Origin of the sequence: Geothrix fuzhouensis (genome assembly GCF_024609325.1) — a bacterium.
Classification (GTDB): domain Bacteria; phylum Acidobacteriota; class Holophagae; order Holophagales; family Holophagaceae; genus Geothrix; species Geothrix fuzhouensis.
In genome coordinates, this window is the sequence record NZ_JANHMQ010000002.1 from 97,905 (window position 1) to 122,929 (window position 25,025).

The 25,025-nt window shown below is 67.2% G+C and carries 23 protein-coding genes and 1 tRNA gene; 10 read left to right on the plus strand and 14 right to left on the minus strand.

Going from position 1 to position 25,025, the window contains the following annotated elements; translation table 11 throughout:
- Positions 1 to 276 precede the first annotated feature (276 nt).
- The gene (locus NOV74_RS07660) at positions 277 to 1,014 is read left to right on the plus strand and encodes a DUF4190 domain-containing protein (protein ID WP_257310744.1); all 738 of its coding nucleotides are present in this window, start codon (positions 277 to 279) and stop codon (positions 1,012 to 1,014) included.
- A 6-nt stretch (positions 1,015 to 1,020) separates the two neighbouring features.
- Here the strand turns inward: NOV74_RS07660 and NOV74_RS07665 are convergent, their stop codons facing one another.
- Both NOV74_RS07665 and NOV74_RS07670 read right to left on the minus strand, forming a co-directional pair.
- Positions 1,021 to 1,602, minus strand: coding sequence for a gamma carbonic anhydrase family protein (locus NOV74_RS07665; RefSeq protein WP_257310745.1), 582 nt, complete (start codon positions 1,600 to 1,602; stop codon positions 1,021 to 1,023).
- A 20-nt stretch (positions 1,603 to 1,622) separates the two neighbouring features.
- Positions 1,623 to 2,576, minus strand: coding sequence for a YeiH family protein (locus tag NOV74_RS07670; protein WP_257310747.1), 954 nt, complete (start codon positions 2,574 to 2,576; stop codon positions 1,623 to 1,625).
- An 80-nt stretch (positions 2,577 to 2,656) separates the two neighbouring features.
- Between NOV74_RS07670 and NOV74_RS07675 the strand changes: the two genes are divergently transcribed.
- The 5 genes from NOV74_RS07675 to NOV74_RS07695 all read left to right on the plus strand — a co-directional run bounded on the left by NOV74_RS07675 (position 2,657) and on the right by NOV74_RS07695 (position 6,568).
- The gene (locus tag NOV74_RS07675; protein ID WP_257310748.1) at positions 2,657 to 3,580 is read left to right on the plus strand and encodes a LysR substrate-binding domain-containing protein; all 924 of its coding nucleotides are present in this window, start codon (positions 2,657 to 2,659) and stop codon (positions 3,578 to 3,580) included.
- Positions 3,581 to 3,590: 10 nt separating this feature from the next.
- Positions 3,591 to 4,805 (plus strand): pyridoxal phosphate-dependent aminotransferase, encoded by a 1,215-nt coding sequence (locus tag NOV74_RS07680; protein ID WP_257310749.1) that lies wholly within the window; start codon positions 3,591 to 3,593, stop codon positions 4,803 to 4,805.
- Between the two features lie 82 nt (positions 4,806 to 4,887).
- A tRNA-Val gene (locus NOV74_RS07685) sits at positions 4,888 to 4,962 on the plus strand.
- A gap of 75 nt (positions 4,963 to 5,037) precedes the next feature.
- Positions 5,038 to 5,604, plus strand: coding sequence for an elongation factor P (gene efp / locus NOV74_RS07690; RefSeq protein ID WP_257310751.1), 567 nt, complete (start codon positions 5,038 to 5,040; stop codon positions 5,602 to 5,604).
- 289 nt (positions 5,605 to 5,893) lie between these two features.
- Positions 5,894 to 6,568 carry a Crp/Fnr family transcriptional regulator gene (locus NOV74_RS07695; RefSeq protein WP_243287177.1) on the plus strand — a complete coding sequence of 225 codons (675 nt, stop codon included), beginning with the start codon at positions 5,894 to 5,896 and terminating at the stop codon, positions 6,566 to 6,568.
- Positions 6,569 to 6,633: 65 nt separating this feature from the next.
- On the opposite strand, the gene NOV74_RS07700 is transcribed toward NOV74_RS07695, so the two are convergent.
- The 12 genes from NOV74_RS07700 to NOV74_RS07755 form a co-directional block, all read right to left on the minus strand.
- Entirely contained in the window at positions 6,634 to 7,767 is a 1,134-nt protein-coding gene (locus NOV74_RS07700) for a molybdopterin molybdotransferase MoeA (RefSeq protein ID WP_257310753.1), read from the minus strand.
- 43 nt (positions 7,768 to 7,810) lie between these two features.
- Entirely contained in the window at positions 7,811 to 8,431 is a 621-nt protein-coding gene (locus NOV74_RS07705) for an HPP family protein (RefSeq protein ID WP_257310755.1), read from the minus strand.
- Between the two features lie 40 nt (positions 8,432 to 8,471).
- Complete coding sequence (locus NOV74_RS07710) at positions 8,472 to 8,699, minus strand: hypothetical protein (RefSeq protein WP_257310758.1); 228 nt, start codon at positions 8,697 to 8,699, stop codon at positions 8,472 to 8,474.
- The gene (locus NOV74_RS07715; protein ID WP_257310760.1) at positions 8,696 to 9,253 is read right to left on the minus strand and encodes a QcrA and Rieske domain-containing protein; all 558 of its coding nucleotides are present in this window, start codon (positions 9,251 to 9,253) and stop codon (positions 8,696 to 8,698) included. Before NOV74_RS07715 ends, NOV74_RS07710 begins: the two co-directional genes overlap by 4 nt.
- Positions 9,253 to 9,834, minus strand: coding sequence for a 4Fe-4S dicluster domain-containing protein (locus NOV74_RS07720; protein ID WP_243302800.1), 582 nt, complete (start codon positions 9,832 to 9,834; stop codon positions 9,253 to 9,255). The genes NOV74_RS07715 and NOV74_RS07720 overlap by 1 nt, the downstream gene beginning before the upstream one ends.
- Positions 9,834 to 12,095, minus strand: a complete 2,262-nt coding sequence (locus NOV74_RS07725; protein WP_257310764.1) for a molybdopterin oxidoreductase family protein — start codon at positions 12,093 to 12,095, stop codon at positions 9,834 to 9,836. Before NOV74_RS07725 ends, NOV74_RS07720 begins: the two co-directional genes overlap by 1 nt.
- 7 nt (positions 12,096 to 12,102) lie before the next feature.
- Positions 12,103 to 13,215 (minus strand): hypothetical protein, encoded by a 1,113-nt coding sequence (locus tag NOV74_RS07730; protein ID WP_257310766.1) that lies wholly within the window; start codon positions 13,213 to 13,215, stop codon positions 12,103 to 12,105.
- Between the two features lie 104 nt (positions 13,216 to 13,319).
- Positions 13,320 to 13,766, minus strand: coding sequence for an RrF2 family transcriptional regulator (locus tag NOV74_RS07735; protein ID WP_257310768.1), 447 nt, complete (start codon positions 13,764 to 13,766; stop codon positions 13,320 to 13,322).
- 82 nt (positions 13,767 to 13,848) lie between these two features.
- Positions 13,849 to 14,616 carry a YwiC-like family protein gene (locus tag NOV74_RS07740; RefSeq protein ID WP_257310769.1) on the minus strand — a complete coding sequence of 256 codons (768 nt, stop codon included), beginning with the start codon at positions 14,614 to 14,616 and terminating at the stop codon, positions 13,849 to 13,851.
- A gap of 63 nt (positions 14,617 to 14,679) precedes the next feature.
- Positions 14,680 to 16,818 carry an acetate--CoA ligase family protein gene (locus tag NOV74_RS07745; RefSeq protein WP_257310770.1) on the minus strand — a complete coding sequence of 713 codons (2,139 nt, stop codon included), beginning with the start codon at positions 16,816 to 16,818 and terminating at the stop codon, positions 14,680 to 14,682.
- Between the two features lies 1 nt (position 16,819).
- A complete protein-coding gene (locus tag NOV74_RS07750) occupies positions 16,820 to 17,419 on the minus strand; it encodes an indolepyruvate oxidoreductase subunit beta (RefSeq protein ID WP_257310772.1) in 600 nt (199 codons plus the stop codon).
- Positions 17,416 to 19,062, minus strand: a complete 1,647-nt coding sequence (locus NOV74_RS07755; RefSeq protein ID WP_257310774.1) for a thiamine pyrophosphate-dependent enzyme — start codon at positions 19,060 to 19,062, stop codon at positions 17,416 to 17,418. Before NOV74_RS07755 ends, NOV74_RS07750 begins: the two co-directional genes overlap by 4 nt.
- A gap of 537 nt (positions 19,063 to 19,599) precedes the next feature.
- Here NOV74_RS07755 and NOV74_RS07760 point away from each other — a divergent pair.
- From NOV74_RS07760 to NOV74_RS07775, 4 genes are all read left to right on the plus strand, one after another.
- Positions 19,600 to 20,982 carry a hypothetical protein gene (locus tag NOV74_RS07760; RefSeq protein ID WP_257310776.1) on the plus strand — a complete coding sequence of 461 codons (1,383 nt, stop codon included), beginning with the start codon at positions 19,600 to 19,602 and terminating at the stop codon, positions 20,980 to 20,982.
- The gene (locus NOV74_RS07765) at positions 20,982 to 21,455 is read left to right on the plus strand and encodes a hypothetical protein (protein ID WP_257310778.1); all 474 of its coding nucleotides are present in this window, start codon (positions 20,982 to 20,984) and stop codon (positions 21,453 to 21,455) included. The genes NOV74_RS07760 and NOV74_RS07765 overlap by 1 nt, the downstream gene beginning before the upstream one ends.
- 68 nt (positions 21,456 to 21,523) lie before the next feature.
- The gene (locus NOV74_RS07770; protein ID WP_257310781.1) at positions 21,524 to 22,135 is read left to right on the plus strand and encodes a hypothetical protein; all 612 of its coding nucleotides are present in this window, start codon (positions 21,524 to 21,526) and stop codon (positions 22,133 to 22,135) included.
- Positions 22,136 to 22,225: 90 nt separating this feature from the next.
- Positions 22,226 to 24,868 carry an OmcA/MtrC family decaheme c-type cytochrome gene (locus NOV74_RS07775; protein WP_257310783.1) on the plus strand — a complete coding sequence of 881 codons (2,643 nt, stop codon included), beginning with the start codon at positions 22,226 to 22,228 and terminating at the stop codon, positions 24,866 to 24,868.
- Positions 24,869 to 25,025: the final 157 nt, after the last annotated feature.

A 25,025-nucleotide genomic window follows, 5' to 3' on the forward strand; every position in this document is an offset into this window, starting at 1 on the left:
CGCAGCCAGGGGTGCGGTTGGCTGACGTCCCGTAGGGCAAGGGGCGGCGCCCGGCGCGATGCTGCGTCAAGCTCCTCGTCGATAGTGCCGCTATCGCCTTCGTCGCTTTCCTGGCCTCGCTTGGGCGGCGCCCCTTGCGCGGCCGCACCCCAATTTGAAAACAGGCCCTAGCTCGTGCGGGTGCTGACCCCGATCGTCAGGGTGAGGAGAGGAACGGCCTTCCAGGAGAGGCCCCGATCTGAAATGCTGAGGAGCCCATCCCCATTGGAGATCTCCATGTCCGACGCCTTTCCGACGTCCATGCCCATTCCGGCCCCCGGCGCCCAGGCCGCCAAGATCTGCGGCATTCTCGCCATCATCTTCGCCCTCACCTGCGTGGGCATTCCCGTGGCCATCATCCTGGGCATCGTGGCCCTGGTGCAGCAGGCCAAGGCCAAGCGTCTGGCCAAGGCGGATCCCCAGACGTTCGCGCCGGTGCCGGCCACGGGTCTGGTCACGGGCATCATCGGTCTCGTGCTGCCCGTGGTGATGCTGCCCTTCGTGGGCATCGTGAGCGCCATCGCCATCCCGGCCATGCTGGTGCAGCGGGAACGAGCCAGGGAACTGGTCGTCCAGGGGACTCTGGAGGCTGCCAGGAAGCGGGCGGAAGCCCTCGTTGCGGACATGCAGGCCAGGACACCGGGCCAGGTCCCCTCTCAGGAGGCCATCATCCAGGACCTCTCCAAAGACCCGGGCCTCAAGGGCCTCAAGAATCCCTACAGTCCATCAGCTCCGGCCATTCAGCGCGGTGCCGAAGGGCCCCTCGGCACCGTCATGATCTATCCCGGCCGCGAAGAAGAGGGCGGCGTCATCACCTGGTCCATCAAGTTCAGGGCGGTGGTGCGCAGGGGCGGGCAGGATCGGGTACTCGAAGCGGAAGTCATCACCCACGCGCAGGAGCAAGTGCAGGGCCGCACTGAGGACGGCTGGGAAGTCGTGAGCCCGGCACCGGAAGGAATTGCTCAGCACCCCTAGGGCAAGTCAGGGAAAGGGGTGTCCTTCGGCGAAACCAGGCCTGGGCGAGTCGATGGCCGGCGCCTCGGCGATAGGCCAGCCGTCGGCGAAGTAGGCCTCCTTGTACCGCACGTAGCGGGCCCAGACGCTGGCCACCAGCTCGCGCTGCTTCCCGCTGAGAGGCCCTTTCACGGTGGCTGGCCACCCCGCCACCAGGCTGTGAGGCGGCGCATGGAGGCCTTCGCGCACCAGGCTGCCTGCGGCCACGAGGCAGCCCTCGCCAATCTCGGTGCCATCCATGATGGTGGTGCTCATGCCGATGAGCGCGTTCTTCCGGACGGTGCAGCCGTGGAGCATCACATTGTGCGCGATGCTGACCTCCTCCTCAATGAGCAGCGGCCACTTCCCGTTGGTGACGTGCAGGCAGCAGGCGTCCTGGATGTTGGTGCGGGCCCCGATGCGGATCCAGTTCACATCCCCGCGAATGGCGCAATTGAACCAGATGCTGGCGTCGTCGCCGATGGTCACGTCGCCCAGCACCAGCGCGCTGTCCGGGAGGAACACGCGGGAGCCGAGCTTGGGAATCATGCCTTGGAAGGGGCGGATCATGCGACCTCCAGACGCTGAGTCTAGCCGACCGTCAGCAGCCCCAGCTTCACGGCCCCCAGGCCTAGCGAGCCCACGATCAGCCACAGCAGCAGGCCCTGGAGGAAAGGCCGCAGGCCCACGTTGCGCAAGGCCTCGCGGCTGAGACCCGCCCCGATGAGGAAGAGCGTCAGCACCAGCACCCTGCGGGCGGCGGCCGCCACGAAGTGCCCGGGCACCTGCAGGACCGGCACGAACGTCACCAAGGCGGCCATGGCCAGGAAGCCGGCGATGAACCAGGGCTTCTTCAAGGGAGGGGCGTCGGCCGAAGCGGGTTCGCGCCGGGCCATGGACCATCCGATGCCCAGGGTGAGCGGCACGATCCACAGGGCGCGAGCCAGCTTCACGGTGGTGGCCACTTCCAGGGCCCGGGGCCCATAGGCCAGTCCCGCCCCCACCACGGAGCTGGTGTCGTGGATGGCCAGTGCCGACCAGAGGCCGAAGGCATCCTGGCTGAGACCGGTGGCATGGCCGATGGGCGGGAAGATGACGAGCGCCGCGGCGTTGAGGAGGAATACCGTGGCCAGAGCCACGGAGGTGGCCTGCTCTCGGGCCCGGACCACGGGTGCCACGGCGGCGATCGCGCTGCCGCCGCAGATGGCTGTACCCACGGAGATGAGCAGCCCCGCTTGGCTATCCACCTTCAGGAGCCGCGCCAGCCAGAGGCCCAAAGCCAGGACCAGCATGAGGCTCACGGCCGTGTAGCCCAGGCCGTGCAGGCCCGCCTTGGCCACGGCGCGCAGGTTCATGTCTGCCCCGAGGCCCACGACGGCCAGGGGCAGCAGGCGATGCGTCCAGATCCGCGTGAGGGGCAGCCGAGGGTTGCCCACGGTGAGGGCGAGGACCGCGCCACCCACCAGGGCCGCGGCGGCCGGCGTGAAGGGGGCCAGGGCCAGCAAGGCACCGAGGAGCAGAAGGGCGGGGGCGACACGTTTCATGGGCTCGAGGTTAGCCTTGGACTATCCAAAAAAATAATTGATAATACGTATATACCATCAAAAAAACAGATGGAGGCCCTGTGCTCCCCGAACTCGACCCACGACGGCTGGAGACCTTCCGGGTGGTGGCCCAGGTGGGCCAGGTGTCCGGGGCCGCGCGCAGCCTCAACCTGTCCCAGCCCGCCGTGACGGCCCAGATCCGGCAGCTGGAAGCGGATCTGGGAAGGTCCCTCTTCACCCGGCACGCGTCGGGCGTACAGCTCACGGAGAGCGGCCGGGTCCTGTTGGACTACGCCCGGCGCGTCCATCGCCTGCTGGAGGAAGCCGGCGAGCGGCTCCAGGCCGAGCAAGAGGTGGGCGGGGAACTGCACCTGGGCGCGAGCACCACGGCCGCCGCCTACATCCTTCCCCCGCTGATCCGCACCTTCGCGGCGGACCATCGCCCGGCCCCGCTGGTGCTGGAAGTCGGCAACACCGACGAGGTGCTGGGCTGGGTGAAGGAGGGCCGCCTGCCCCTCGCCCTCGTGGAAGGGTTGACCCGGGCGTCGGGCCTGTCCCTCCAGCCCTACTTGCGGGACGAACTGGTGGCGGTTCGGGCTGGGCGGGCCCCAGGTGGGCTGGGTTCGGTGCGGACCGCCGTGGATCTGGCCGGGGTGCCGCTGATCTGGCGCGAATCCGGTTCCGGGACCCGGGTGGTGGTGGAACGGGCCCTCCGCAGGGCCGGCGTGGTCCGGGCTCCCCGAGACACAGACCTGGTGGTGGGCGAGACCGAGGCCATCAAATCCTGTGTCCTGCTGGGCCTGGGCATCGGCTTCCTCTCCCGGTGGAGCATCCAGCGGGAGCTGGTGCGCGGAGACCTGGAGGTGATTCCCCTGCCGGATCTGAGCATCCCGCGGACTTTCTCCTGGGCCCAGGCCGGTGGCGGCTTGGCGGGCCCGGCCTCGGCCTTCCTGCGCCATGCCCTGGCACATCCCCCCGCGCCATCCAGGGGGCCGGGACGGTAGTCTGAATGGCATGACCGAGCAGCTCATCCCCACCCGCCGCGCCTTTCCGGCGGACGATCCCATCTTCGCCCTGAACGCGGAGGCCCAGCGCCGGAAGGCCGCGGGTGACGCCATCCTCAACGCCACCGTGGGCGCCTTGCTGGACGAGGCTGGCCAGCTGGTGGTGCTCGATACCGTGATGGACCTCTGGCGCGGCTTGGGTGCCATGGAGGTGGCCCCGTACGCGCCCATCGCCGGAGACCCCGCCTTTCTGAAGGCTCTGGTGCAGCGACACTGGCCCCGGCTGGATGGCCCCGGTGCCGCCTGCGCCACGCCGGGGGGCAGCGGCGCCCTGTCTCTCTCTCTGCGGAATTTCCTGGAGCCGGGCCAGACCCTGCTTACCACGGCGCCCTACTGGGGGCCCTACGCCACCATGGCCGCGGAGAACGGCATGGGCTTGGCCACGGCCCCTTGGCCCGCCGCGGGGCAGGTCCTGGACGCGGCGGCCTGGGAGCGGACCTTGCGGGCGTTGATGAAGGCCCAAGGCCGGGTGATGGTCTGGCTCAACGACCCCTGCCACAACCCCTCGGGACGCAGCCTGTCCGCTGCCGATCGTGCGGCGCTGCTCGGGCTGCTGCGGAGCCTGGCTGGCCAGGGCCCCGTCACCCTGCTCCTGGACCTGGCCTACCTGGACTACACGCGGGAGCCGGAGGCCGTGGCCGAGGCCTTGCGGGACTATGCGGCCCTGGGCGCGCAAGGCCGGGTGCTGGTGGGCGCCTCCATGTCCCTTTCCAAATCCATGACGCTCTACGGGGCCCGCGGCGGGGCCCTCGCCTTCCCCTGGTGCGCGGACGCGGCCGTGCAGGCGGCCCTGACCCAGTCCTGCCGGGGCACCTGGTCCAACTGCGCCCGGGCGCCCCAGGCCCTGCTTCTGCGCCTGGCGCAGGACGGCAAGGCGCAGGCGCGCCTCGCGGCGGAGCACCGCCACTGGTCCGAGGTGCTTGCGGCCCGCGCCTTGGCCCTGGATGCGGCCCTGGTAGCCGAGGGCATGGAAGCGCTCCACTGGCAGGGCGGATTCTTCGTGACCGCACCCGCGGCCGACCCGGAAGCCGCCTGCGAAGGGCTGAAGGCCCACGGCGTGTTCACGGTGCCCCTGCCGCAGGGCCTGCGCGTGGGCCTGTGTGGGTTGCGAGCGGATGAGGCGCCACGGTTCGCGCGGGCGCTGCGGCAGGTGGCTTCCCGGTGATCTCCCCGGCCACGCAGACGTGGCCTGGGATCCGACGTCGGGCTTGGAAACGGACGGATCCTGGGATATTCTGGTTGACCGCGGGCGTATAACTCAGCGGTAGAGTGCTACCTTCACACGGTAGAAGTCCCAGGTTCGAATCCTGGTACGCCCACCACTCCAAGCTAAGGCCCTGATCGTGATCGGGGCCTTTTCTTCTTCCAGCCAATCCTCATTCCTTCGGGAGTCTTCCATGCCTCTGATCCTTGCCACTCAGGTTCGCGCCGGGATGATCGTCAACTTCGAGAACGAGCTCTGCCGCGTCATCAGCGTCGAGCATCAGACCCCCGGCAACCTGCCGGCCCGGGTCCAGGTGAAGATGAAGCGGCTCAAGGACGGCATCAACCGGGAGAACCGCTTCGGCAGCTCCGACAAGGTGGACAAGGCCAGCCTCGAACAGCACATGCTGGAGTTCCTCTACGAGGACGGCAGCAACCTCGTCTTCATGAACAACGAGACCTACGAGCAGCTGGAAGTGAGCAAGGAGATCCTCGGCGAGGACATGGTCTTCCTCGAGCCGAACATGCAGGTGGAGATCGAGTTCTACGAGGGCCAGCCCATGGGGGCGACCCTGCCTCCCAGCGTCGTGCTGGAGATCGTGGAAACCGATCCCGTCATGAAGAACGCCAACGCCACAGGCTCCTACAAGCCCGCCAAGCTGGACAACGGCATCACCGTGGGGGTCCCTCCTTACATGGAGGCGGGGCAGAAGATCCGCGTGAACACGGTGGATCGCACGTTCATGGAGCGGGTGAAGTAGTTCTGCTCTCCCTTCGGCGGGGAGGCCTTGCGCATCGCCACAGGCGATACCAAGAGAATCCACGTGAACACGGTGGAGCGCACATTCATGGAACGCGTGAAGTAGACTCGTTCGCAACACACAAGGGCCCCGGTAGGCAGATGCCGCCGGGCCTTGTTCTGTACGAATTCCGCCGGACGAAATTCCAACCACGCGGTAAAGTACTGGTCGCCCGGTCCTCTGGTGCGTGACCAGAATCACAATCCGATGGAAATGTGCGATAACTGATCTAGTGCCTTGGTGGAGCCCCATGCCTCAAGCAGTCCTCAATCTGAGAAGGATCGAGTTCCTGGCCGGGTTGCCGATGAACGCGGCGGAGGAACTGGCCAGCATCGCCGAGATGAGGCGGTTCCCTGACGGCGCCCGGGTGTACACCCAGGGCGACCAGGTCCCCGGCGTCTACGTGGTGGTGAAGGGTGGCCTCAAGGTCTTCCGCACGGACGGACGCGGCCGGGTGCAGGTGCTCCAGTTCCTCAAGGTCGGGGACTGCGTGGGCGAGGTGGCCGTGTTCGATGGTGCGTCCATCGCCTCCAGCGCCGAGTCCCACGGCGAGACCGAGTGCTGGCTGATCCCTTCCGCCCCCTTGCGCCAGATCGTCCACCGCCATCCGGAAGTGGCCGAGATGCTCATCCACCACTTCGCCGCCAAGGTGCGCCACCTGGTGACCCTGGTGGAGACCCTCAGCCTGCACAGCGTGCCGGAGCGCGTGGCCCAGCTGCTGCTGGAGGCCCATGAATCCCACCCCATGCGGTCTCTGGTGGAATTCCAGGAGACCCAGGAGGACCTGGCCCAGTGCATCGGCGCCAGCCGCGAGGCCTTCAGCCGAGCCCTGCGTCTGCTGACGGACCTCGGCCTCATCCAGAGCACGTTCCCGGTGGTGCGCATCCTGGACCTGGGGAAGCTGCAGCGGTACGCGAAGGGCTGAGCCGCGGCACTCAACTGTCGACTTTGCGAAACGAGGCGCCATCGGCGCCTCGTTTCGCAGCTGAGCTACACGACCGTCAGGTAGCGGGTCTTCACCCCTGCCTCTAGGCCACCCACGTCAATCCAGGCGAAGGCATCGGCCTTGGCCAGGGTGACGAGATCGGCGGAACCCTTGCCAGGCAGTGGTTCGAGACGGCCCTCCGCCAAGCGGCAGGGGTGCAGCAAGGGGCGGTCGCCCTTGTGCTTCACGGAGGCAGCCAGGCGGGCGTGCCGCCAGGGATCGGGCAGGGCGCGGCCCTCCAGTTTCGCCAGGGCGACGGGGAGGAACAGCAGCGCATTGAGGTAGGCGGATACGGGGTTCCCGGGCAGGCCGAGCACCAGCAGATCGCCCAGCTGGGCCGCCAGCATGGGCTTGCCGGGCTTGAGGCGGATCTTGTGGAAGAGGACCTCCGCCCCGAGATCTTTCAGAACCGCGGGCAGGTGGTCGTGCGCGCCCATGCTCACGCCGCCGGAGGTCATGAGAATGCGGGCGCCGCCGGGGTTCCGCAGGGCCGCCGCCAGGGCCGCCGGATCGTCTGGCAGGGCGGGACGCCGCTCCACCTCGGCCCCCAGGGCGTGGGCCAGGGCCACCAGCATGGGGCCGTTGGAATCGCGGATCTGGTGTGGCGCTGGATCGGCCACCAGCTCATCGCCCGTGGACGCCACGGCCACGCGGATGCGCGAGGGTGCGGGTAACGGGCGACCGACCCAGGCGCGCAGGGCCGTCCGGGCTACGTTGATGGCCTGGTCTGCGGGCAGCAGCAGATCCCCGGCCCGGGCTTGGCCGGCTCGGCGGCGCACATGATCGCCGGGCTCGGCAGTCTCCCCCGGATGAATCAGGCCGTCCGCCTCGCGCAGCTGCTCGACGGGCAGGATGGCATCCGCGCCTGCCGGGAGGGCCGCGCCGGTCATGATGCGCACTGCGGTCCCGGGGGTCACCGTGAAGGCCGCGGGATCATCCCCGGCGTACAGGGTGCCCAGCAGCCGCCGCGGCGCGCGTCCCTCCTCCGAGCGCAGGGCCACACCGTCCATGGCGGCGAGGTCGGCTGCTGGATCGTCCCGGTCCGCCCGCACCTCCGGGAAAGCGGGCGCGGGAAGGGCCGCCCAGAGACGGGCCAGGGCCTCGTCCAGGGGCAGCAGGTCGGGATGGTCGCAGCTCATGGCCATGCTCCGATGCTACTCCCGGAGGCGGCCGGCACCCCGGTCATGGGCGGGCGGGAGGCGTCCGTTTGGCCCAGAGAGGATAGTCGATGCCTGCCAGCCGGTTGATGAGGATGGCCTGGACGGTCAGCAGGGCCACCGCCAGCAGCATGATGGCGAGGTGCATGGGCTTGGTGATGATGCCCAGCGAGACGATGAGCGTCGTGGCGCCCGCGGGGGGATGGGCCGCCTTGAAGAGGATCATGAGGGCGCCCGTGGCGGCCAGGGACAGGGCGGCGGCGGCGATGCGGGCGGGATCCACACCCATGACCATGGCCGGGGGCGCATGCTGCAGGCCCACCAGGCAGAGCGCGCCATAGCCGCAGGCGATGCCGATGATGTGACCGTAGATGGTGTGGCGGGGGCTGGCAGAGGGTAGGGTGGGCGAGAAGAAAAAGAGGAACGCCGTGGGCCCCAGCGAAGGAAAGACGAACGGTGTCCGGGTGAGCATGGCCAGACCTGCCAGCAGGCCGATGGTGACCAGGCCGTTGATGAACATGAAGGCGGCCCAGAGCTGGCGTTCGGGGAACTGCCCCAGAAGCGCCGTGAGGCGGAACCTTGCCATCAGGCCGCGGGTGACGCTGGGCTCCAGCAGCTCCAGGGGGGGGCGGCGATCGGGGGTCATGGCATCTCCATCGAGGGCGAGGTCCGGGCGTTGGGTGGGGTCAGGATTCGGGCCCGTCGTCGAGGCGCGGCGCCTTGAAGGCCAGGAAAAGGGCCACGACAGTCAGCACCAGCGACGCGGAGAAGGCGCCTGGAAGCAGGGCCCGCTGGCCGTCCAGCACGGACTGGAGCACGGTCTCGAACAGATAGAGCTGGACGGCCAGGATCAGGAGCGTCACCCCAAGGGCGACATCGGAGAAATGGCCTTGGCGTGGGCGGGGCTGGTTCATGACCGCACCTCCATCCTGGTATCACGGGGACAGGCGGCGGCCCGCGTGGGAACATTCGTGGGCTTGGGCAGCTCGCCCACGGCCCAGAGGCTGCCATCGGCGCGCGTCTCCAGGGCAATGCCCGAGAGGGGGCGGGTCGGGGGACCCTGCACCGGAAAGCCCCGGTCCACTTCGAAGAAACCCTCGTGGCAGGGGCACTCCAGTCGTTCGCCCCGGAAGCGCACGGCGCAGCCCAGGTGGGTGCAAGTCTGTCGGTACGCCTTCAGCTCGCCGGTGGGCGTGCGAAGCAGGATGCAGCGGTCCTGGGCGTCGCGGAAGGTGAAGAGCCGGCTCTGGCCCGGTTGGAGGTCCGAGGCGCGGCCCAGGGCCACGGCCAGCTCGTGGGTTCCGGTCGGCTCCGGGGCCGTTTCCAGGGGTTTCTTGCGCAGCCACAGGTAGCCGATGCCGGCGGTGAACCCAGCGCTCACCACGGCCAGGAAGCGGGCAAACTCGCGGCGGGAGAAGTGGCCCTCCTCGGCGAGATCCAGGGGGAAGGCGCGACGCCACCAGCTCATCAGAGGCCTCCATCGATCAGCAAAGCCGCGTCCAGGTGCAGGGGCGTGTCCGGATCGGGCACCATGATGGCGTTCCTAGTTTTCACCCGCACGCTGCCGATGAGGAAGTCGCGCAGGGGCTTGTTGTGGCGCAGGTTCGCCACCTCGTCCTTGCGGACGAAGAGCAGGGCCTGGCTGGGGCACACCGTGGCGCACATGGGCTTGTGGCCCACGGAGGTGCGGTCGTAGCAGAGGTCGCACTTGAGCATCTGCTCCAGGCCCGAGAACACGATGGGCACCCCGAAGGGGCAGCTCAGCTCGCAGTTCTGGCAGCCGATGCAGCGGGGCTTCTGGGCCGCATGCACCACGCCGTCCTCGCTGCGCTTGATGGCGTCCGAAGGGCACACCTGGGCGCAGATGGGGTCCTCGCAGTGCATGCAGACCGTGGGCACCGTCTGCGGGCTGTCGAAGCGGTCCATCTCGTCCAGGTGGATCATGGAGCGGCCGCGGTGGGTGCCGCACTCGGCGCAGGCACCCACGCAGGAGCGGCAGCCGATGCAGCGCTGCGGGTCAATAAAGAAGCCGTAGTCCTGGGGCACCATCAGAACACCTGCTCAGGCATCTGGGACTGGCCGCTGCGGGCCTCGAAGGCCATGCGCTGAAGCTCCGCCAGCTCGGGGGAGAACTGGTCCTTGGTGGTCTTCTTCAGCCGCACGGCGCTCACCTTGAACTCGGGGATCTTCGAGACGGGATCCAAGTGCCGGGCCGTGAGACGGTTGGCCGACAGGGCCCCGGCCCAGTGGTAGGGGATGAACACGGTGTCGGGGCGGATGGTCTTCACCACCTTGGCCGGCAGCACCATGGAACCGCGCCGGGAGGTGATCTCCACGGCGTCGCCTTCCGCCAAGCCGTACTTCTCCGCCAGGCGCGGGTGGATCTCCAGGTAGGGGTGCGGGCACTGCTCCACCAGGAACCCGATGCGGCGCGTCTGGGTGCCGCTCAGGTAGTGGAAGACCACGCGGCCCGAGGTGAGCCAGATGGGGTACTCGTCGTCCACCACCTCCATGGGCGGCCGCCAAGGCGTGGGGATGAACTTCGCCTTGCCATCAGGGTGGAAGAACTGGCCGCCTTCGAAGAGGCGCGGCGTGCCGGGATGGTCTTCGGTGGGGCAGGGCCAGAACACGCCCATGTTCTTGACGATCTTCTCGTAGGTGATGCCCGCGTAGTCGGCGGTGCCGCCCTTGGAAGCCACTCGCAGCTCATTAAAGATGGCCTCGGGGCTGGTGAAGTGGTCGAAGTACTTCCCGCGGCCCAGGCGCTTGGCCAGCTCCACCATGATCTGCCAGTCGGGCCGGGCGTCGCCGGGGCAGTCCACGGCCTTGTTGATCTTGATGACGCGGCCCTCGGCGCTGGTGGAGGTGCCCTCGTCCTCCTCGTGCAGGGCCGAGGGGAACACGATGTCGGCGTGCTGGGCGCTTTCGCTGAGGAAGAAGTCCAGGCAGACGAAGAACTCCAGCTTATTGAGGGCCTCGCGGGTGAATTGGGAATCCGGCAGCGAGACCAGCGGGTTGAAGCAGAGCAGCAGCAGGCCCTTGATCTCGCCGGCGTGGATGGCGTTCATGATCTCCTGGGCGCTCTGGCCCACGCCCGGAAGTTCCTCGTCCGTGCAGCCCCAGACAGAGCAGATGTACTTCCGGTGCTCGGGGTTGCTGATGTCGCGGTTGCCCGGCAGCTGGTCGCACTTGTGGCCGTGCTCGCGACCGCCCTGGCCATTGCCCTGGCCCGTGATGGTGGCATAGCCGCAGCCAGGTCGGCCGATGCGCCCCGTGGCCAGCACCATGTTGATGCAGCCGAGGACGTTGTCCACGCCCTTGCTTTGATGCTCGATGCCGCGGGCGTGGAGCAGGAAGCTGCTCTCAGCTTCGCCCCAGATCCGGGCGGCCTTTTCGATGGCCTCCACGGGCAGGCCGGTCTTTTCGCTGGTCCACTGGGGCGTGCAGTCCTTCACCGCTTCGAGGGCCTCCTCGAAGCCCTGGGTGTGGGCCTTCACGAACTCCCAGTCGATGAGGTTCCACTTGTGAAGCAGGTGGAGGATGCCATTGGTGAGGGCGGAATCCGTGCCTGGCTTCAGGGGCAGCACCAGGTCGGCGGTGCGGGCCAGGGGCGTGATGCGGGGATCCACCACGATGAGCAGGGCGCCCTTGTCCCGGGCCCGCCAGATGTAGTCGGTGGTGATGGGGGAGCACTCGGCCACGTTGGAGCCCGCCACCCAGATCACCTTGGCCTGCTCGATGTCTGCCCAGGAGTTCGCGGCGCGGTCCACGCCGAACGCTTTTTTGTTGCCCGCGCCGGCGCTCACCATGCAGAGGCGGCCGTTGTAGTCGAGGTTCTTGGTCTGCAACCCGAGTCGCGCGAACTTGCCCGCCAGGTAGCTCTTCTCGTTGGTGAGCGAGACGCCGGACAGCACCGCGAAGGCATCCTTGCCGTGCTCCTTCTGGATGCGCTGGATCTCGGCCACGGTGCGGTCCATGGCCTCGCTCCAGTCCATGGGCTCGAAGCCGTGCTCCGTGCGCTTCATGGCCTTGGTGAGGCGATCGGGGTGGTTGCCCTGGAGGTAGCGCTTCACGCCCTTGGGGCAGAGCTTCCCCTGGTTGAAGGGGAACTCCTCCCAGGGATCGAAGCCGATGACCTTGTTGTCCTTCACCTTGAGCTTGATGCCGCACTGCTGGCCGCAGAAGCAGCAGTGGGTCTCCACCACCTTGTCGGGCGTGGGGTCGGATAGCCAGCCCCCGGGCGGGGCCAGGTTCAAGTGGGGGCCGAACTGGGCGCGGAGCTGGTCCTGGGAGAGGGGAAGCGTGCTCATGAAAACCTCAGGACTTCATGCTGATGGGATCGGAAATGGGTTCTGCATACACGGGGATCGTGGCGAAGGGATCAAAGGCGCCATGCAGCCGCGCGCCCTGGGCCTTCGCCACCAGGCGCCGCTTGCACATGGGGCACAGGTCCAGGTGGTGCACCGTCCCCCCATGTCGCGCGCCATCCAGCTCAAGCACCTTCCAGAGGGCTTCCAGGTCCCGGCGCTGGTTGGCCCGGATGAAGCCTGCGCCACAGCCCTTGCAGGCCAGGCGGCCCTCGGCCTCGCCCTCAGCCTTGTAGATGGCCACGCCCACCTGAGCGGGTCGCTGGACGATGTGGAAGAGCTTCCCGAAGGGCAGGCCGAGGAGCAGGAGGATCACGGTCAGCTCGTGAAGGTAGGCCAGTGTGCCGAAGTTGCGGCCCTGGAGCCACTTCTCCGAGGCGGTGAGCATGAGGCCCGTCGTGCTCACGGCGATGAGCAGCACCAGGGGCAGCAGGTCCAGGTCGAAGCGCTGGGTGGCCGCATCGCCCTCGTCCTGCTTCCGGCGGATGAGGCTGAGGGCGCAACCCGCGATCACCATGGCGGCAGCCAGGTCCAGGACATGGAAGCTCACGAAGGCCTGGAAGCTGCCCAGCGGAAAGGACCCGGCGGGAATGCCGAAGAGCCAGGCCTGGTAGCGGTCCGGGTTCAGACCGTCACTGGTGAAGCGAACCCATCCAAACACCAGGGGCAGGGTCACGGCGAAACCCAGCATGCAGCCCCAGGCCAGGAGCGCGTGGGCGCCCCACCGCTTCAGGGAGCGCTTCTCGATGAAGCGCTGGAGGAAGATCTGGTCCAGCGTCAGCACGGCCATGCGCGGCAGGGCCTTGAGGGCCTTCGGGGAGAGCAGCGTGCGGAGGGTGTGCCAGAAGTACATCCGCGTGGCGGGCCGTTCGATCCAGGAGAAGTAGCGGTAGGCCACGCCGAAGCAGGCGAAGAGGGTGGCCAGCAGGTAGCCCAGGAGGGCGGGGTCGAGCCAGCGCCCGCCCCGGCTACCCAGGGCCACGGCACCACCGAGGGCCAAGGTGGCGAGGGCAGCTCCTAGCAGGGGGCGGGGCTCAAGATCGAGTTCGGCGAAGACACTCATGGCGGGGGCTCCGAAGCGTCAAGCAGATTGCATGGAAAAGGACTGGAGAGTCCTAATTTAGGGCAAAACCAAAGCGGTTCAAGGCTCGAGATCCTGGGCCTGGGTCAGGGCTTTTCGCAGGGCGGACGGCCCTTGCCATCTTTCTGGTGCCGCAGGTCCATGAGCTGCAGGTCCCGGATGGTGGCCTCGGTCATGGAGGTGGCCACCTGGGCCTTCACGGCGCCCCAGGCCTCGTGCAGGGGGCAGGGGTGATCGCCGCCGCAGGTGGGGAAGCCCATGATGCAGCCATCCATGGAATTCGGGCCCTCCAGGGCGATGACGACTTCGCCCACGGTGATCCGGTGGGAAGGCCGGAGCAGGCGGAAGCCACCCTTGGGACCGCGCACGGATTCGAGGATCTCGGCCTGCACCAGGCCCTGGAGGATCTTCGCCAAGTAGGGGCCGGGCAGTTCCAGGCGGGCGGACAGATCCTTGGCCAGGCAGTAGCTCCCATCCTCGGGGAGGGCAGCCAGAGCCCTGAGGGCATAGCCAGTGGCGGTCGAGAAGAGCATTCCGGAATGATACTTCTGATTTAAGGGGGCAACCCCCTGATTCTGGAGTCCATCTCCATTTGTGCCCGATTTGTGATCGAGGTCAGAGCAGGGCGCGCCACAGAAGCAGGAGCCCCAGCACGCTCAAGCCCCCCTCACGCCAGCCGAGCGTGCGGGCCGGGAGGGGCCGGTAAGGCGCCAGGGCACGGAGGTAGAGCAGCCCGGTCCACCCGGTCCAGACGAGCCCGGCAATGCCCCGGGGGGCCAGCAGCAGGGCCGAGGCCCCGATCAGCAGCAGGTGGAGGACATGGACGGGGATCCGGCGCCGGTCCAGCTCCGCCGCGGCCAGCTTGTGGGCATGGCCCAGGAGGCGCCGCACATGGGCCAGATTGGCGCCGCCCACCAGCGTGGCGAAGAGCCAGGCCCGACCGGCCTCGAGCAGGGGTGCTGCCCCGGCGGCGAGGATGGCGGCGGCCAGGCCGGCGAAGGCCCCCTGGGCCGCCAGCTCCACGGCCAGCGAGCGCACCGCCCGCTGCAGGTCAGCCCGCAGGGCCAGGAGAACCAAGGGGGCCACGCAGGCCAAGGGGATCAGGAATCGCCAGCCTGAAATAACCAAGGCTGTGAGTCCGAACCCTGCCGAGAGGGCTCCAAACAAGAGGAGCGCGCGGAATTGAAGGGCGTCCCGTTGGCCCGTGAGCACGCGGCGGAGGGAAGGGCGGGCGAGGAAGAAGGCCAGGGCGGCCAGTCCCAGGCAGAGGCCACCCGCGCTCGGGCGGAGCAGGAGTCCCAGCACCAGCGGGAAGCCCAGCATGAACCAGCTGCCATGCTCGGCCGGCAGGAGGGTGCGCCAGGGGGGGAGAACTCGGGACATTTCGGTCCTTTCAGGTCCGAAATAGAGTCTGACCGCAATCGGGCCCTGCGGCCATGCAGGAGATCACACTTCCGAGGCGATGAGCCGCAGCCCCTCCATGGCCTCTTCCATGGTGAGGAAGACGGGCAGGCCAGCTTCCCGCAGGCCCTGGCGGTAGGCGTCGTAGATAGCGCCTCCTTCCACAGCCACGCCCAGCCACTTGCCGTGCTTCCGGGCCAGGTTCGCCAGGGCGCTCGCGAAAGGGCCGAAGGCGGCCGGATCGCTGGTGTTCAAGCGCCTGGTCAGGGGCACCAGACCCACCACCACCACATCGGCTTCCGAGGCCAGCAGCAGATCGGCGCTGGCCAAGTAGGCGGCCTCGTCGGCCATGGGCGTGAGGTCCAGGGGCAGGCGGGGGCTGACAAGCCCGGTGAGGCCGTGGGTTTCGATGGTGGCGGCGAGGGCTGTGCCCTCGGCTTCCGTGAGCTTCGCGCCCCGGAAGGGACCCGTCAGCAGGTCGGCGGAGGCCACGGACTCGAAGCCCGCATTGGTCACGATGGCCACCCGGTGGGGCGTCCCCGCGGCGTAGGTGGCCAGCCAGGAGAGGGCGGCATCGAAGACCTCGATGCGCTCGGCCAGCATGGCGCCGGCCCGCCGGAGCACGCTGGCCTGGAGGGCGTGATCGCCCGCCAGGGCGCCCGTGTGGCTGCTGGCGGCGGCCATGCCCTCCTGGCTGCGCCCGCCCTTGTAGAGCAGCACGCGGCGGCCCGCGGCGCGGAGCTGCTTGGTGGCCTGGGCCGTAGCCTGCAGGTCGCCGGGGGCGAAGCCCTCCAGGTAGGCGCCCACCACCTTCACTGCCGGGTCCGAGCCGAAACCTGCCAGGAAATCCGAACAGCGCAGGTCCATCTGGTTGCCAATGGCGATGGCGGCCCGCAAACCCAGCTCCGGCCGGCGGCTCAGGCGGGTGATGAGGAAGGCGCCGCTCTGGCTCACCAGGGCCGCGTGGCCCGGCTTGGGTCGCAGGGGCAGCTTCTCGTCGGGGATGAAGAGGGTGTTCAGATTCAGGTCGGGACTGTAGAGGCCCAGGCCGTTGGGGCCCACCAGGGCGGGGGTCCATTTGCCGGCGCGGCGGTGCTCCGCGAGGCAGGCCACGAGCCGCTCGCCGAGGCCTTCGCAGTCGGCGCCGTCGCCCAGGCCACCGGCCACCAGGTAGACCACCGTGGCGCCGCCACCCTGGCGGCAGAGCTGTTCGACCACATCCAGGGTCAGAGCCGCCGGCAGGGAGAGGATGAGCTGGTCGGCGGGCGCTGCGGCGAGCTCCGCCACCGAACCAAGGCAGGGAAGGCCCAGGAATTCAGTGGCACCGGGCTTGATGAGGCGGATCGAACCTTCCGGCAGCGTGGACTGCTGGAGGTTTTCCAGAATGATGCGGCCCACGGTGCCTGCCCGGCTGGAGACGCCGGCCAGCACGATGTTCTTGGGCGCTACCAGCGCCTGGTACCAGGCCGGATTCGGGCTGGCGGGTGATTCGGCGGCGGCTGCTTCCAGCGTGCCCACACCGTCCAGGGCGGTGGGCAGGCCGTCACCATCCAGCACCACGGGGTTCAGCTCCAGCAGGGTGACGCCTTCCCGGTCCAGGCCTTCCGCGGCGCGCCACAGGCCCTGGAGGAAGGCCAGCAGCTTCGGCTCGTCCGTAAGCGCTTCGGTGCCGCGCTGGCGGCCCAGCCAGGTGCGGCCCAGCCAGTGCTCGCGCAGGTCCGCCAGGGCCTGCTCCGGCTTGCATAGGCCCAACGGCCAGATCAGGGGCGGGGCCAGGGCGGCCCAGGCGTCGGCCTGGAGGCCACCGATGCCACACACCACCAGCCAGCCCGCGTCCGGATCGCGCTTGAGTGACACCAGTGCCTCGGTGGGCAGACCCGCCAGGCGCTTGAAGGCCACCTTCTCGCAGACCAGGCCGCCGATCCAGGGATGCTCCGCCACGCGCCCGCGCATGGCCGCGGCTTCGGTTTTCAGCGCCTCGGCATCGAAGGGGCCGAAGTGGACGGCGCCCTTGTCCGACTTGTGCCAGAGCTGGTCCGCGATGCCCTTGAGCACGATGGGCTCGCCGTGAGCGAAGGGCAGGGGCCCGGCTTCCAGGAAGCCGTGGCGCGGCACTCGCAGGCCCGCGGCGGCGAGCAGGCCGTAGGCGCGCCCCTCGTGGAGGAATCCCGTGGTCGTGTGCATGTCAGGCTCCCACGGGGTCGTGGATCAGACCGCGTCCAGCCTCGAAGGCCTCAAGGTTCTTCTCCAGCACGCGGGCGCCCTTGGACTCGAAGCGCTGGCTGATGACATCGCGCCAGACCGCGTCTTCCACGGGCAAGAAGCGGGAAGCCATGCCCAGCAGGGCCATGCCGCCGGCCTGGCGATGGTTGAGCTTGCGGGCCAGGTCCTCGGTGTCGATGAGGTGGGCGCCGCGCACCACCTTGAGGGCCGCATAGACGTCGTCCAGGGGCGGGTAGCCCGCCATATCCATCTGGGGCTCCTCCGACACGACCAGGTGCCCGTCCAGGCGCAGCATGGACACGTAACGCAGCGCCTCCAGCGGTTCGAGGGCGATGAGCAGGTCCGCGCCGCCCTCGTCGAGGATGGGCGAGGTGAGGGGAAGCTTCGAGTAGCAGACCTGGGCGTGGACGCTGCCGCCCCGCTGGCTCATGCCGTGGATCTCGGACTGGAGGGCCTGGAGGCCGCTGCGGCGCAGGGCTTCCAGCAGGATCTGGGCGAGGGAAAGCACGCCCTGGCCACCGACGCCAGACAGGACGATGCCGTGGATGCGGGAGGCGTTCATGAGCAGACCTCGGCCGTGCAGCGCTCGCGTTCCTGGCGGTCGTGATCCTTCAGGACGCCGCGGCGGATGGATTGGATGCATTCCCGGCGGAACACCACCACCGAGGGGCCGGGATGCCGCAGGGCGGCCACGACGGCCGACACGTTGGCGTCGTGCTGCTTTGGCACGGGCAGGAGGACCTGGAGCTGATCGTCCGGGATGCCCATGCCCCGCACCATGCGCTCGACATGGTCCAGGGCCTGGCTGGGCTGCTGGCCCGTCATGCCCACCACGCGGTTGTCGAGGATGATCACGGTGACGTTCACGCCGGAATCGACAGCGGTCAGCAGGGCCGGCAGGCCGCTATGGCCGAAGGTGGAGTCGCCGATGACGGCCACGGAAGGCGTCTGGCCCGCCAGGGCCGCGCCCACCGCCATGCTGATGCTTGCGCCCATCTCCACCACCGCGTGGATGGCGGCCATGGGCTCCTGGGCGGCCAGGGTGTAGCAACCGATGTCGCCGAAGACGCGGGTTTCCGGGGCGCCGACCTGAACGAGGGCCTCCTGGAGGGCCTCGTAGGCATCCACATGGCCGCAACCATCGCAGAAACGAGGCGCGCGGATCGGCAGCTCGAGGCTGGTGGCGGTTTTCCCGGTCGAGGCTGCCAGACCGAGGGCGTCCTTAAGCAGGCGCGGGGACAGCTCGCCCGTGCGGGGTAGGGAGCCGTCCAGCCGGCCGCGAACCTTCACCGTGCCGCGGAGGCCGAGGCGCTCCTCCAGCACCGGGTAGTCCTCCTCGAAGACCACGATTTCATCCACCTGAGCCAGGAAGGCCTGTTCCAAGGCGGGGTCCACGGGGTAGGCGGCGATCTCCAGGCGGGGCAGGGCGGCCAGGTCGGGGTTCTCATGGAGCAGCTGGCCGAAGTAGGCCCGGCCCATGCCTGACATGGCCACCCCACGGCGGGTCGTGCCGGGGACGAGGCGGTTGAGGGGGGTGGTTTCGGCCATCAGGCGGGGCTGTTTCTCCAGCAGATCCACGTAGCGACGGCGTGCGTTGGCGGGAATCAGGACCCAGTTCTGGATGGCCGCTTCCGGAACAAGGCCCAGGCTGGTGGGGCACTGGGCCTCGCGGCGGACCAAGGCGGCGCGGCAATGGGCCAGGCGGGTGACGATGCGCAGCATCACGGGCACCTGGAGGGCTTCGGACAACTCGAAGGCCCGGAAGGTGAGGTCGTAGCATTCCTGGACGGTGCTGGGCTCGAGGCACGGCAGCCAGGCGAATTCGGCCAGGCGGCGGCTGTCCTGCTCGTTCTGGCTGCTGTGCATGCCGGGATCGTCCGCCACCAGCAGCACCAGCCCACCCCGGACACCCGTGAGAGCTGAGTTGGCGTAGGCGTCCAAGGCCACATTCAGGCCGACGTGCTTCATGGTCACCAGGGTGCGGTGCCCCGTGTAGCTCATGCCCATGGCCAGGTCATAGGCCACTTTCTCATTGGCGGCCCACTGGGCCACTCGGCCGTCGAGGGCCTTGTGAATGAGGCGTTCGACCGCCTCAAACCCCTCCGTGGATGGCGTGCCCGGGTATCCGAACGCGCCCTTGATGCCGGCATCGAAGGCGGCACAACCCACCGCTTCAACCCCCAGCGCGAGGGTGCTCTGAACCATGAAAACCTCCAACCTTTTCCAAGCGGGAAGTATGCAGAGCCTCCGCAGTGCCCAGGGTCACAGGGAGTATGGTCCGACCAGAAGACCAGTCCTGCCGCTGGAGAGATCCCCCTGGTTCCTGCTCGTTTCGGGTACGCCTAGCTGGGATCGGGATCTGGTGCGGAGCAGGGAACCTTTCCCCAGTGGCAAAGGTCACAACTTTGTCCATTCCTGGAAAATCTGTTTTGACTTTTGTGTTTTTTTGGCCTGTATTTAACTAATTTATATTTTTATAAAATATTTATTTTCAATATTTTACAAAAATTATAAATTGGTCTTTAACGTAATATCTTTGCTTCTTTTTAACCATACAGTCATTCAGTGGATTGTCATTTACTCCCTTGAGGTCAGCAGAGTGAGAGCTATAGTTTGGTTTCTGACGCCAGCATCAGCTTTTACCTGCTGTCCGGCTCCCACTGGCAAGGCTTCCCACGCTCACGGCTCTGCTCTTTCCGCAATTCCACCCCGGTCCATTCACGCCACCGCATGAGGCGAATCATGAAGCCACGAACCCAAGTGGTCCTGCTTGCCACCTTGATGTCTGCCACGGCTTGGGGCCAGGAGGTGAGCCTGTACGGCACCACCATGGCCCAGATGTGGAAGCAGGAGACACCGGGCTTTGACAAGAGCACCTTCACTCCGGCCACCCAGTACCTCGGCATCGACGCCACCAAGCTGGGCACCGACAACTTGTCGCTGCACCTCTTCGGCTGGGGCCGGACGGACCTGAGCGACGCCAGCAATTTCGATGGGTCGAAATCCGCCGGTTACCTTAACTACGGGTACCTGCAGTACCGCTTCGACCAGGCCAATGCCGAGATCAAGGCGGGGCGCTTCACGGCCAACCAGGCCACCGGGTTCGAGCAGGTGGATGGCGTCAGCCTCCGGACGGACCTGCGGGGCGGGTTCTCCGTGTCGGCCTTCGGCGGGAAGCCGGTCTACTACAAGACGGTGGATCCCCGGAACCAGTCCGACTACGAGTTCCAGCGTGACTTCATCATGGGCACCCGGTTCGCCTGGCGCATGCCCAAGTTCGGCGAGATCGGCCTCTCCTACCTCCAGGACGGCACGAAGGCGGCCAAGGACCTCGATGTCCCCTCGCCCATCGATTACACGCGGAAGCAGCTGGGGGTGGACATCCGGATCACGCCCGCCACCGTCTTCGATCTCCGTGGCCGGACCGTCTTCGACGTGGCCAGCCACCCGGACCAGGCTCCCGGCACCCGGGATCGTTCCAACATTGCCGAGCATGACTACACCGCCACCGTGAAGCTCGGCGAGCAGGTCACCATGTCCGGCAACTATGCGGAACGGAACTTCTACGCCTTCTTCGCTGGCACGAACCTCCCGTCCCTCTTCCGCCAAGATGAGAACGACATGTTCCGCGGCTTCGGCGGCAGCATCACCTGGAATGCGCCCACGGGTGTGCAGCTGGTGGGCGACTACCGCCACACGCACCGCGAGTCCTTCGGCGATGTGAACCGCGCGGGCGGCGAGATCCGCTGGGCCACCAGCGAGCGGACCTTCCTCGCCGGCGTTGGCGCCCACTGGGTGAATGCCGGAAACACCAAGTTCGTGGATCCCGCGACCCCCTACCGCAGCCTGAGCCACAAGGAGGCTCGCCTGTGGGCCATGGTCACCCGGGGCAAGTTCACTGGGAGCCTGGATGGCATTCTCCAGCGCTACGACAGCGGGAATCCCTACCTCGTCGGGATCAGGAACATCTATGAAGTGGTGGGCTCGCTGGGATACCAGGCCACCTCGAACGTGAAGGTGTCCGGCGACCTGAGCTACGGCAGCACCGCGGTCGCAAGGCACGAGACCCGGGGGCTTCTGCGGGCCGAGTATCGGTTCGGATTCGCTAAGAAGGGGGGCAAATAATGGCCCGGAAAACGGTATTCCAGATTCTAGGCATCGCGCTGGGCCTGGGCGTCCTGATGGCATGCAGCCTGATTTCGCCCGAGGCGAGCTTCGCGGCGACCCATCCCCAGGAACTGGGCGCGGGCCGTCCCATCTGCTCCGAATGCCACAGCAACGACGTGGCCAAGGGCGCGCTCAAGCCGTACGCCGCCTTCGACCACACACCCACCTTCGTGAAGGACCACCGCTTCCAGGCCAACCAGGATTCCAATACCTGCGCCGCCTGCCACGCCCAGTCCTTCTGCGCAGACTGCCATGGGGGCAAGGTTCCCATGAAGCCTGCCACCCGCTTCAGCGACCGGCCCGACCGGGAGTCGCCGCATCGGGGTGACTTCATGACCCAGCACCGCATCGAAGGAAAGATGGATCCGTCCAGCTGCTATGCCTGCCACGGCCGGGCCAACAACGAGAAGTGCGCGGCTTGCCACCGGTAGGAACTGAAAACGTGTCCAAGGGGAACACCATGAGCCGAACTAAGTTGATGGTAGGAAGCTGCTTCGCGATGGTTCTCGCGCTTCTTGCCTGGGGATGCGCCGGAACCGCCGGGAAGGGGGCGCCATTCAGCGCCACCGCCGGGCAGCACCCGACGAACTGGATCGAAGTCCACTACATCGATTACGCCAAGGCGCCCGATCAGTGCCGGACCTGCCATGGGTCCACCTCGGATCCGGCCCAGGCGGGCGGCATCTCCAAGGTGAGCTGCTTCAGCTGCCACGCCAACGGGGTGGATCATCCCGCGGGCTGGGCCGATGCCAGCCAGCATGGCCGCCTCGGCGCCCAGGCCGTGCCGGCCACGACCCAGCTGATCGGCGGCACGGTGGTCGACGGCTCCGGCTTCGCCTACTGCACCAAGTGCCACGGAGCGAACTACACCGATGGCATCGCCGTTTCCTGCAAGTCCTGCCACACCAAGGCCCCCCACCCGGACGCGCCCTGGCGCGGGGCCACGTTCACCACGCCCAGTCACGTCAATACGAACAGCGGGAACGCCCCCGCCTGCGCCCAGTGCCACCTCAATGGGGCCAACTCCTCCCTCAAGCCCGTGACCCCGGCACCCGCCGGCACCGCGCCTGGCTGCTTCAACAACACCCTCTGCCACGGCACGAGCTTCTAGATAAGGAGGCGCCTATCTGGTCGATCAGCCTGAAGACTTCCCACACCGTCCACCCAACCGCAGTTTGACTCCCTTTAAGGAGAATGCAGCATGCAACACCGACCTTTGAAACAGCTCTGCGGCCTGATCGCCACCGCAGCCATCGCCCTGGTGCTGATCGGCTGTAACGGCAAGACAGGCCCCGCCGGTGCGAACGGCACCAACGGCACCAATGGTACCAACGGCACCAACGGCACCAATGGTACCAACGCCAGCATCACCCTCAACGCCGCTCAGCTCACCACCAGCGAGTGGAGCCAGCTCACCCTGGACGGCACCGTGAACAGCGTCACGATGGGTGGGGCGCCCATCGTGAACTTCAAGGTCACGGACAAGAACGGCGTTCCGGTCATCGGCCTCGCACAGAAGGATGCCACCACGGGCAAGTACCTCAATTTTGGCTTCTCCCTCGCGAAGCTGATGCCCACCGACGCAGCGACGGGCCTTCCAACCCGCTGGGTCAACTACATCGTCTTCGGTTCGACGCCGACGGCGGGGACGATCCCCAAGCCGGGCTTTGCGAGTGTCGAGAACAGTGGCACCCTGACCGATAACCTGGATGGCAGCTACACCTATACCTTCAACCTCGATGTCACCAAGGTCAAAGGTTATGTGGACGCGTCAGTGGATGATGCCACCCACCTCAAGGCTGATCTGGACGACCTGACCTACGACCCGGCCAAGACCCACCGTCTAATCGTCATCGTGGGCGGAAACCAGCCCGGGACCACCACCCCGGTCCTGACATCAGCCAATTTCTCCTACGATTTCATCCCCTCCACCGGAAATCCAGTTTCGGCCACTGATACCAGCCGGGTGATCGTCGATGAGGCGTCCTGCAACGCCTGCCACACCAAGCTGTCCATGCATGGCGCCCACCTTCCGACGCTCCAGGCCACGAAGATGTGCGTGGTGTGCCACACCGAACAGCACAAGTACGGCGCCACCGAGTCCCTTCCGGCCACGGGCAACGTCTTGATTCCCGGGGCCTACGGGGTCTACACCGCCAAGCTGCAGGACCGGGCGCTGCCCAACTTCCCGAACATGATCCACAAGATCCACATGGGTGAGGAGCTCTACTACCAGGGCTACAACCAGTTCGGCGTCCAGTACAACGAAACGACCTATCCACAGGATCTGCGGAACTGCACCAAGTGCCACACGGCGACCAACGCCGCCACCCCCCAGGGCGACAACTGGAACACCACCCCCAGCCGCCTGGCATGTGGTGCCTGCCATGACAGCATCGTCTGGGCGACCGGTGCCAACCACCCCGGTGGCGCTCAGACCAGCGACCTGAACTGCACCTCCTGCCACGGGGCCGCCGGCGTCAAGCTCAACCACATCCCCGTGTCCCCCAAGAACGACGCCTTCGCCACCGGCGCCTACACCAACGGCGCATACCTGGCCGGCGACCGCAACAACCTGCCTCCGGGCGCCATCAAGGTCGACTATGACCTGAAGAGCGTCACCCTCGACGCGACCCGCCACCCGGTGTTCACCTTTAAGTTCAAGCAGACCCTCAACGGCACCACCTCCGACGTCGTCTTCAACACCTACGCGGCCGGCTCGGTCACGGAGATGATGGACAACTTCGTGGGCAGCCCCAGCGTCTACATGGCCTTCGCCGTACCGCAGGACGGCATCACCGCCCCGGCCGACGTCAATGCCACCCTCAGCGGCTACATCAAGGGCCTCTGGAATGGCACGGCGGTGGTTCCGAAGACCACGACCCCGTTGGGCACCATGACCGGGCCTGATGCCAGCGGCTACTACACCATCACGCTGACTGGTTACACGGTGCCTGCCAACGCCACACTGATTCGCGGTGGCCTCGGATACACCTACAACAAGAACAGCCAGCCCCTGACCCAGACGAACGTTCCGAATCTGGGCACCACCAGCTTCGCTTACGATCCCGTCACCATGCTGGGCGGACTGAGCGTTCCCGCGCCCAACAAGTTCATGACCGTCAGCGGCTCCACTGCCCGTCGCAACATCGTGGACACCGCCAAGTGCAATGACTGCCACAAGACCCTCGGCGTCTTCACCGCCTCCGCCTACCATGCGGGCGAGCGCAACAACGCCGAGTCTTGCCACTTCTGCCACAACCCCAACCAATCCAGCAGCGCCTGGAGCGCGAATGCCAGCACCTTCATCCACGGCATTCACGGAGGCGGCAAGCGGACTGTGCCCTTCACCTGGCACGCCACCTCCGCCACGGACACCTTCGCGAGCGTGACCTACCCGGCCATCCTCAACAACTGCGAGGCCTGCCACGTTTCCGGGTCCTATGACTTCAGCAACAGCACCAACGCTGCGGCCATCCCGAACATGCTCTTCTCCACCGTGGGCAAAGGAATCTACAACGGCGCCTCGGCCACGGCCTATACGCTGTCTCCGTATGTCGTGAAGGACAATGTCACAGACTACGGCACGGGCCCCAGCTACGACGCTGTCAACGGCGTGTTGATCACCAACGCCACCACGGCGAACAACCTGGTCAATTCACCGATCACCGGGGCTTGCGCCTCCTGCCACGACTCCTCGGCGGCCGTCGCCCACTTCAAGGGCAACGGTGGCTCGTTCTATGAGCCCCGCGCGACGGCGCTCCTCAAGGTCGAGCAGTGCATGGTCTGCCATGGTTCCGGCCGCACGGCCGACATCAAGGCCGTCCACATGACCTTCAAGTAATGTCCCCCGCCAGGGCGCGGCTCGCCGCGCCCTGGCGACAATTAACCGTCACAATCGAGGACCCGGCTGCCTTCCAGCACCGGGTCCTCGTTATCATTCTGCCCCCTGCCGACAGGGTTTGTTGACAACCCCGCCGTGCCGACTGGAAAATCGTGCT

Coding starts and splice junctions, on each gene's coding strand:
- NOV74_RS07660 (WP_257310744.1), top strand. CDS start 277: ATGTCCGACGCCTTTCCGACGTCCATGCCCATTCCGGCCCCCGGCGCC.
- NOV74_RS07665 (WP_257310745.1), bottom strand. CDS start 1,602: ATGATCCGCCCCTTCCAAGGCATGATTCCCAAGCTCGGCTCCCGCGTG.
- NOV74_RS07670 (WP_257310747.1), bottom strand. CDS start 2,576: ATGAAACGTGTCGCCCCCGCCCTTCTGCTCCTCGGTGCCTTGCTGGCC.
- NOV74_RS07680 (WP_257310749.1), top strand. CDS start 3,591: ATGACCGAGCAGCTCATCCCCACCCGCCGCGCCTTTCCGGCGGACGAT.
- efp (WP_257310751.1), top strand. CDS start 5,038: ATGCCTCTGATCCTTGCCACTCAGGTTCGCGCCGGGATGATCGTCAAC.
- NOV74_RS07695 (WP_243287177.1), top strand. CDS start 5,894: ATGCCTCAAGCAGTCCTCAATCTGAGAAGGATCGAGTTCCTGGCCGGG.
- NOV74_RS07700 (WP_257310753.1), bottom strand. CDS start 7,767: ATGAGCTGCGACCATCCCGACCTGCTGCCCCTGGACGAGGCCCTGGCC.
- NOV74_RS07705 (WP_257310755.1), bottom strand. CDS start 8,431: ATGACCCCCGATCGCCGCCCCCCCCTGGAGCTGCTGGAGCCCAGCGTC.
- NOV74_RS07710 (WP_257310758.1), bottom strand. CDS start 8,699: ATGAACCAGCCCCGCCCACGCCAAGGCCATTTCTCCGATGTCGCCCTT.
- NOV74_RS07715 (WP_257310760.1), bottom strand. CDS start 9,253: ATGAGCTGGTGGCGTCGCGCCTTCCCCCTGGATCTCGCCGAGGAGGGC.
- NOV74_RS07720 (WP_243302800.1), bottom strand. CDS start 9,834: ATGGTGCCCCAGGACTACGGCTTCTTTATTGACCCGCAGCGCTGCATC.
- NOV74_RS07725 (WP_257310764.1), bottom strand. CDS start 12,095: ATGAGCACGCTTCCCCTCTCCCAGGACCAGCTCCGCGCCCAGTTCGGC.
- NOV74_RS07730 (WP_257310766.1), bottom strand. CDS start 13,215: ATGAGTGTCTTCGCCGAACTCGATCTTGAGCCCCGCCCCCTGCTAGGA.
- NOV74_RS07735 (WP_257310768.1), bottom strand. CDS start 13,766: ATGCTCTTCTCGACCGCCACTGGCTATGCCCTCAGGGCTCTGGCTGCC.
- NOV74_RS07740 (WP_257310769.1), bottom strand. CDS start 14,616: ATGTCCCGAGTTCTCCCCCCCTGGCGCACCCTCCTGCCGGCCGAGCAT.
- NOV74_RS07745 (WP_257310770.1), bottom strand. CDS start 16,818: ATGCACACGACCACGGGATTCCTCCACGAGGGGCGCGCCTACGGCCTG.
- NOV74_RS07750 (WP_257310772.1), bottom strand. CDS start 17,419: ATGAACGCCTCCCGCATCCACGGCATCGTCCTGTCTGGCGTCGGTGGC.
- NOV74_RS07755 (WP_257310774.1), bottom strand. CDS start 19,062: ATGGTTCAGAGCACCCTCGCGCTGGGGGTTGAAGCGGTGGGTTGTGCC.
- NOV74_RS07760 (WP_257310776.1), top strand. CDS start 19,600: ATGAAGCCACGAACCCAAGTGGTCCTGCTTGCCACCTTGATGTCTGCC.
- NOV74_RS07765 (WP_257310778.1), top strand. CDS start 20,982: ATGGCCCGGAAAACGGTATTCCAGATTCTAGGCATCGCGCTGGGCCTG.
- NOV74_RS07770 (WP_257310781.1), top strand. CDS start 21,524: ATGGTTCTCGCGCTTCTTGCCTGGGGATGCGCCGGAACCGCCGGGAAG.
- NOV74_RS07775 (WP_257310783.1), top strand. CDS start 22,226: ATGCAACACCGACCTTTGAAACAGCTCTGCGGCCTGATCGCCACCGCA.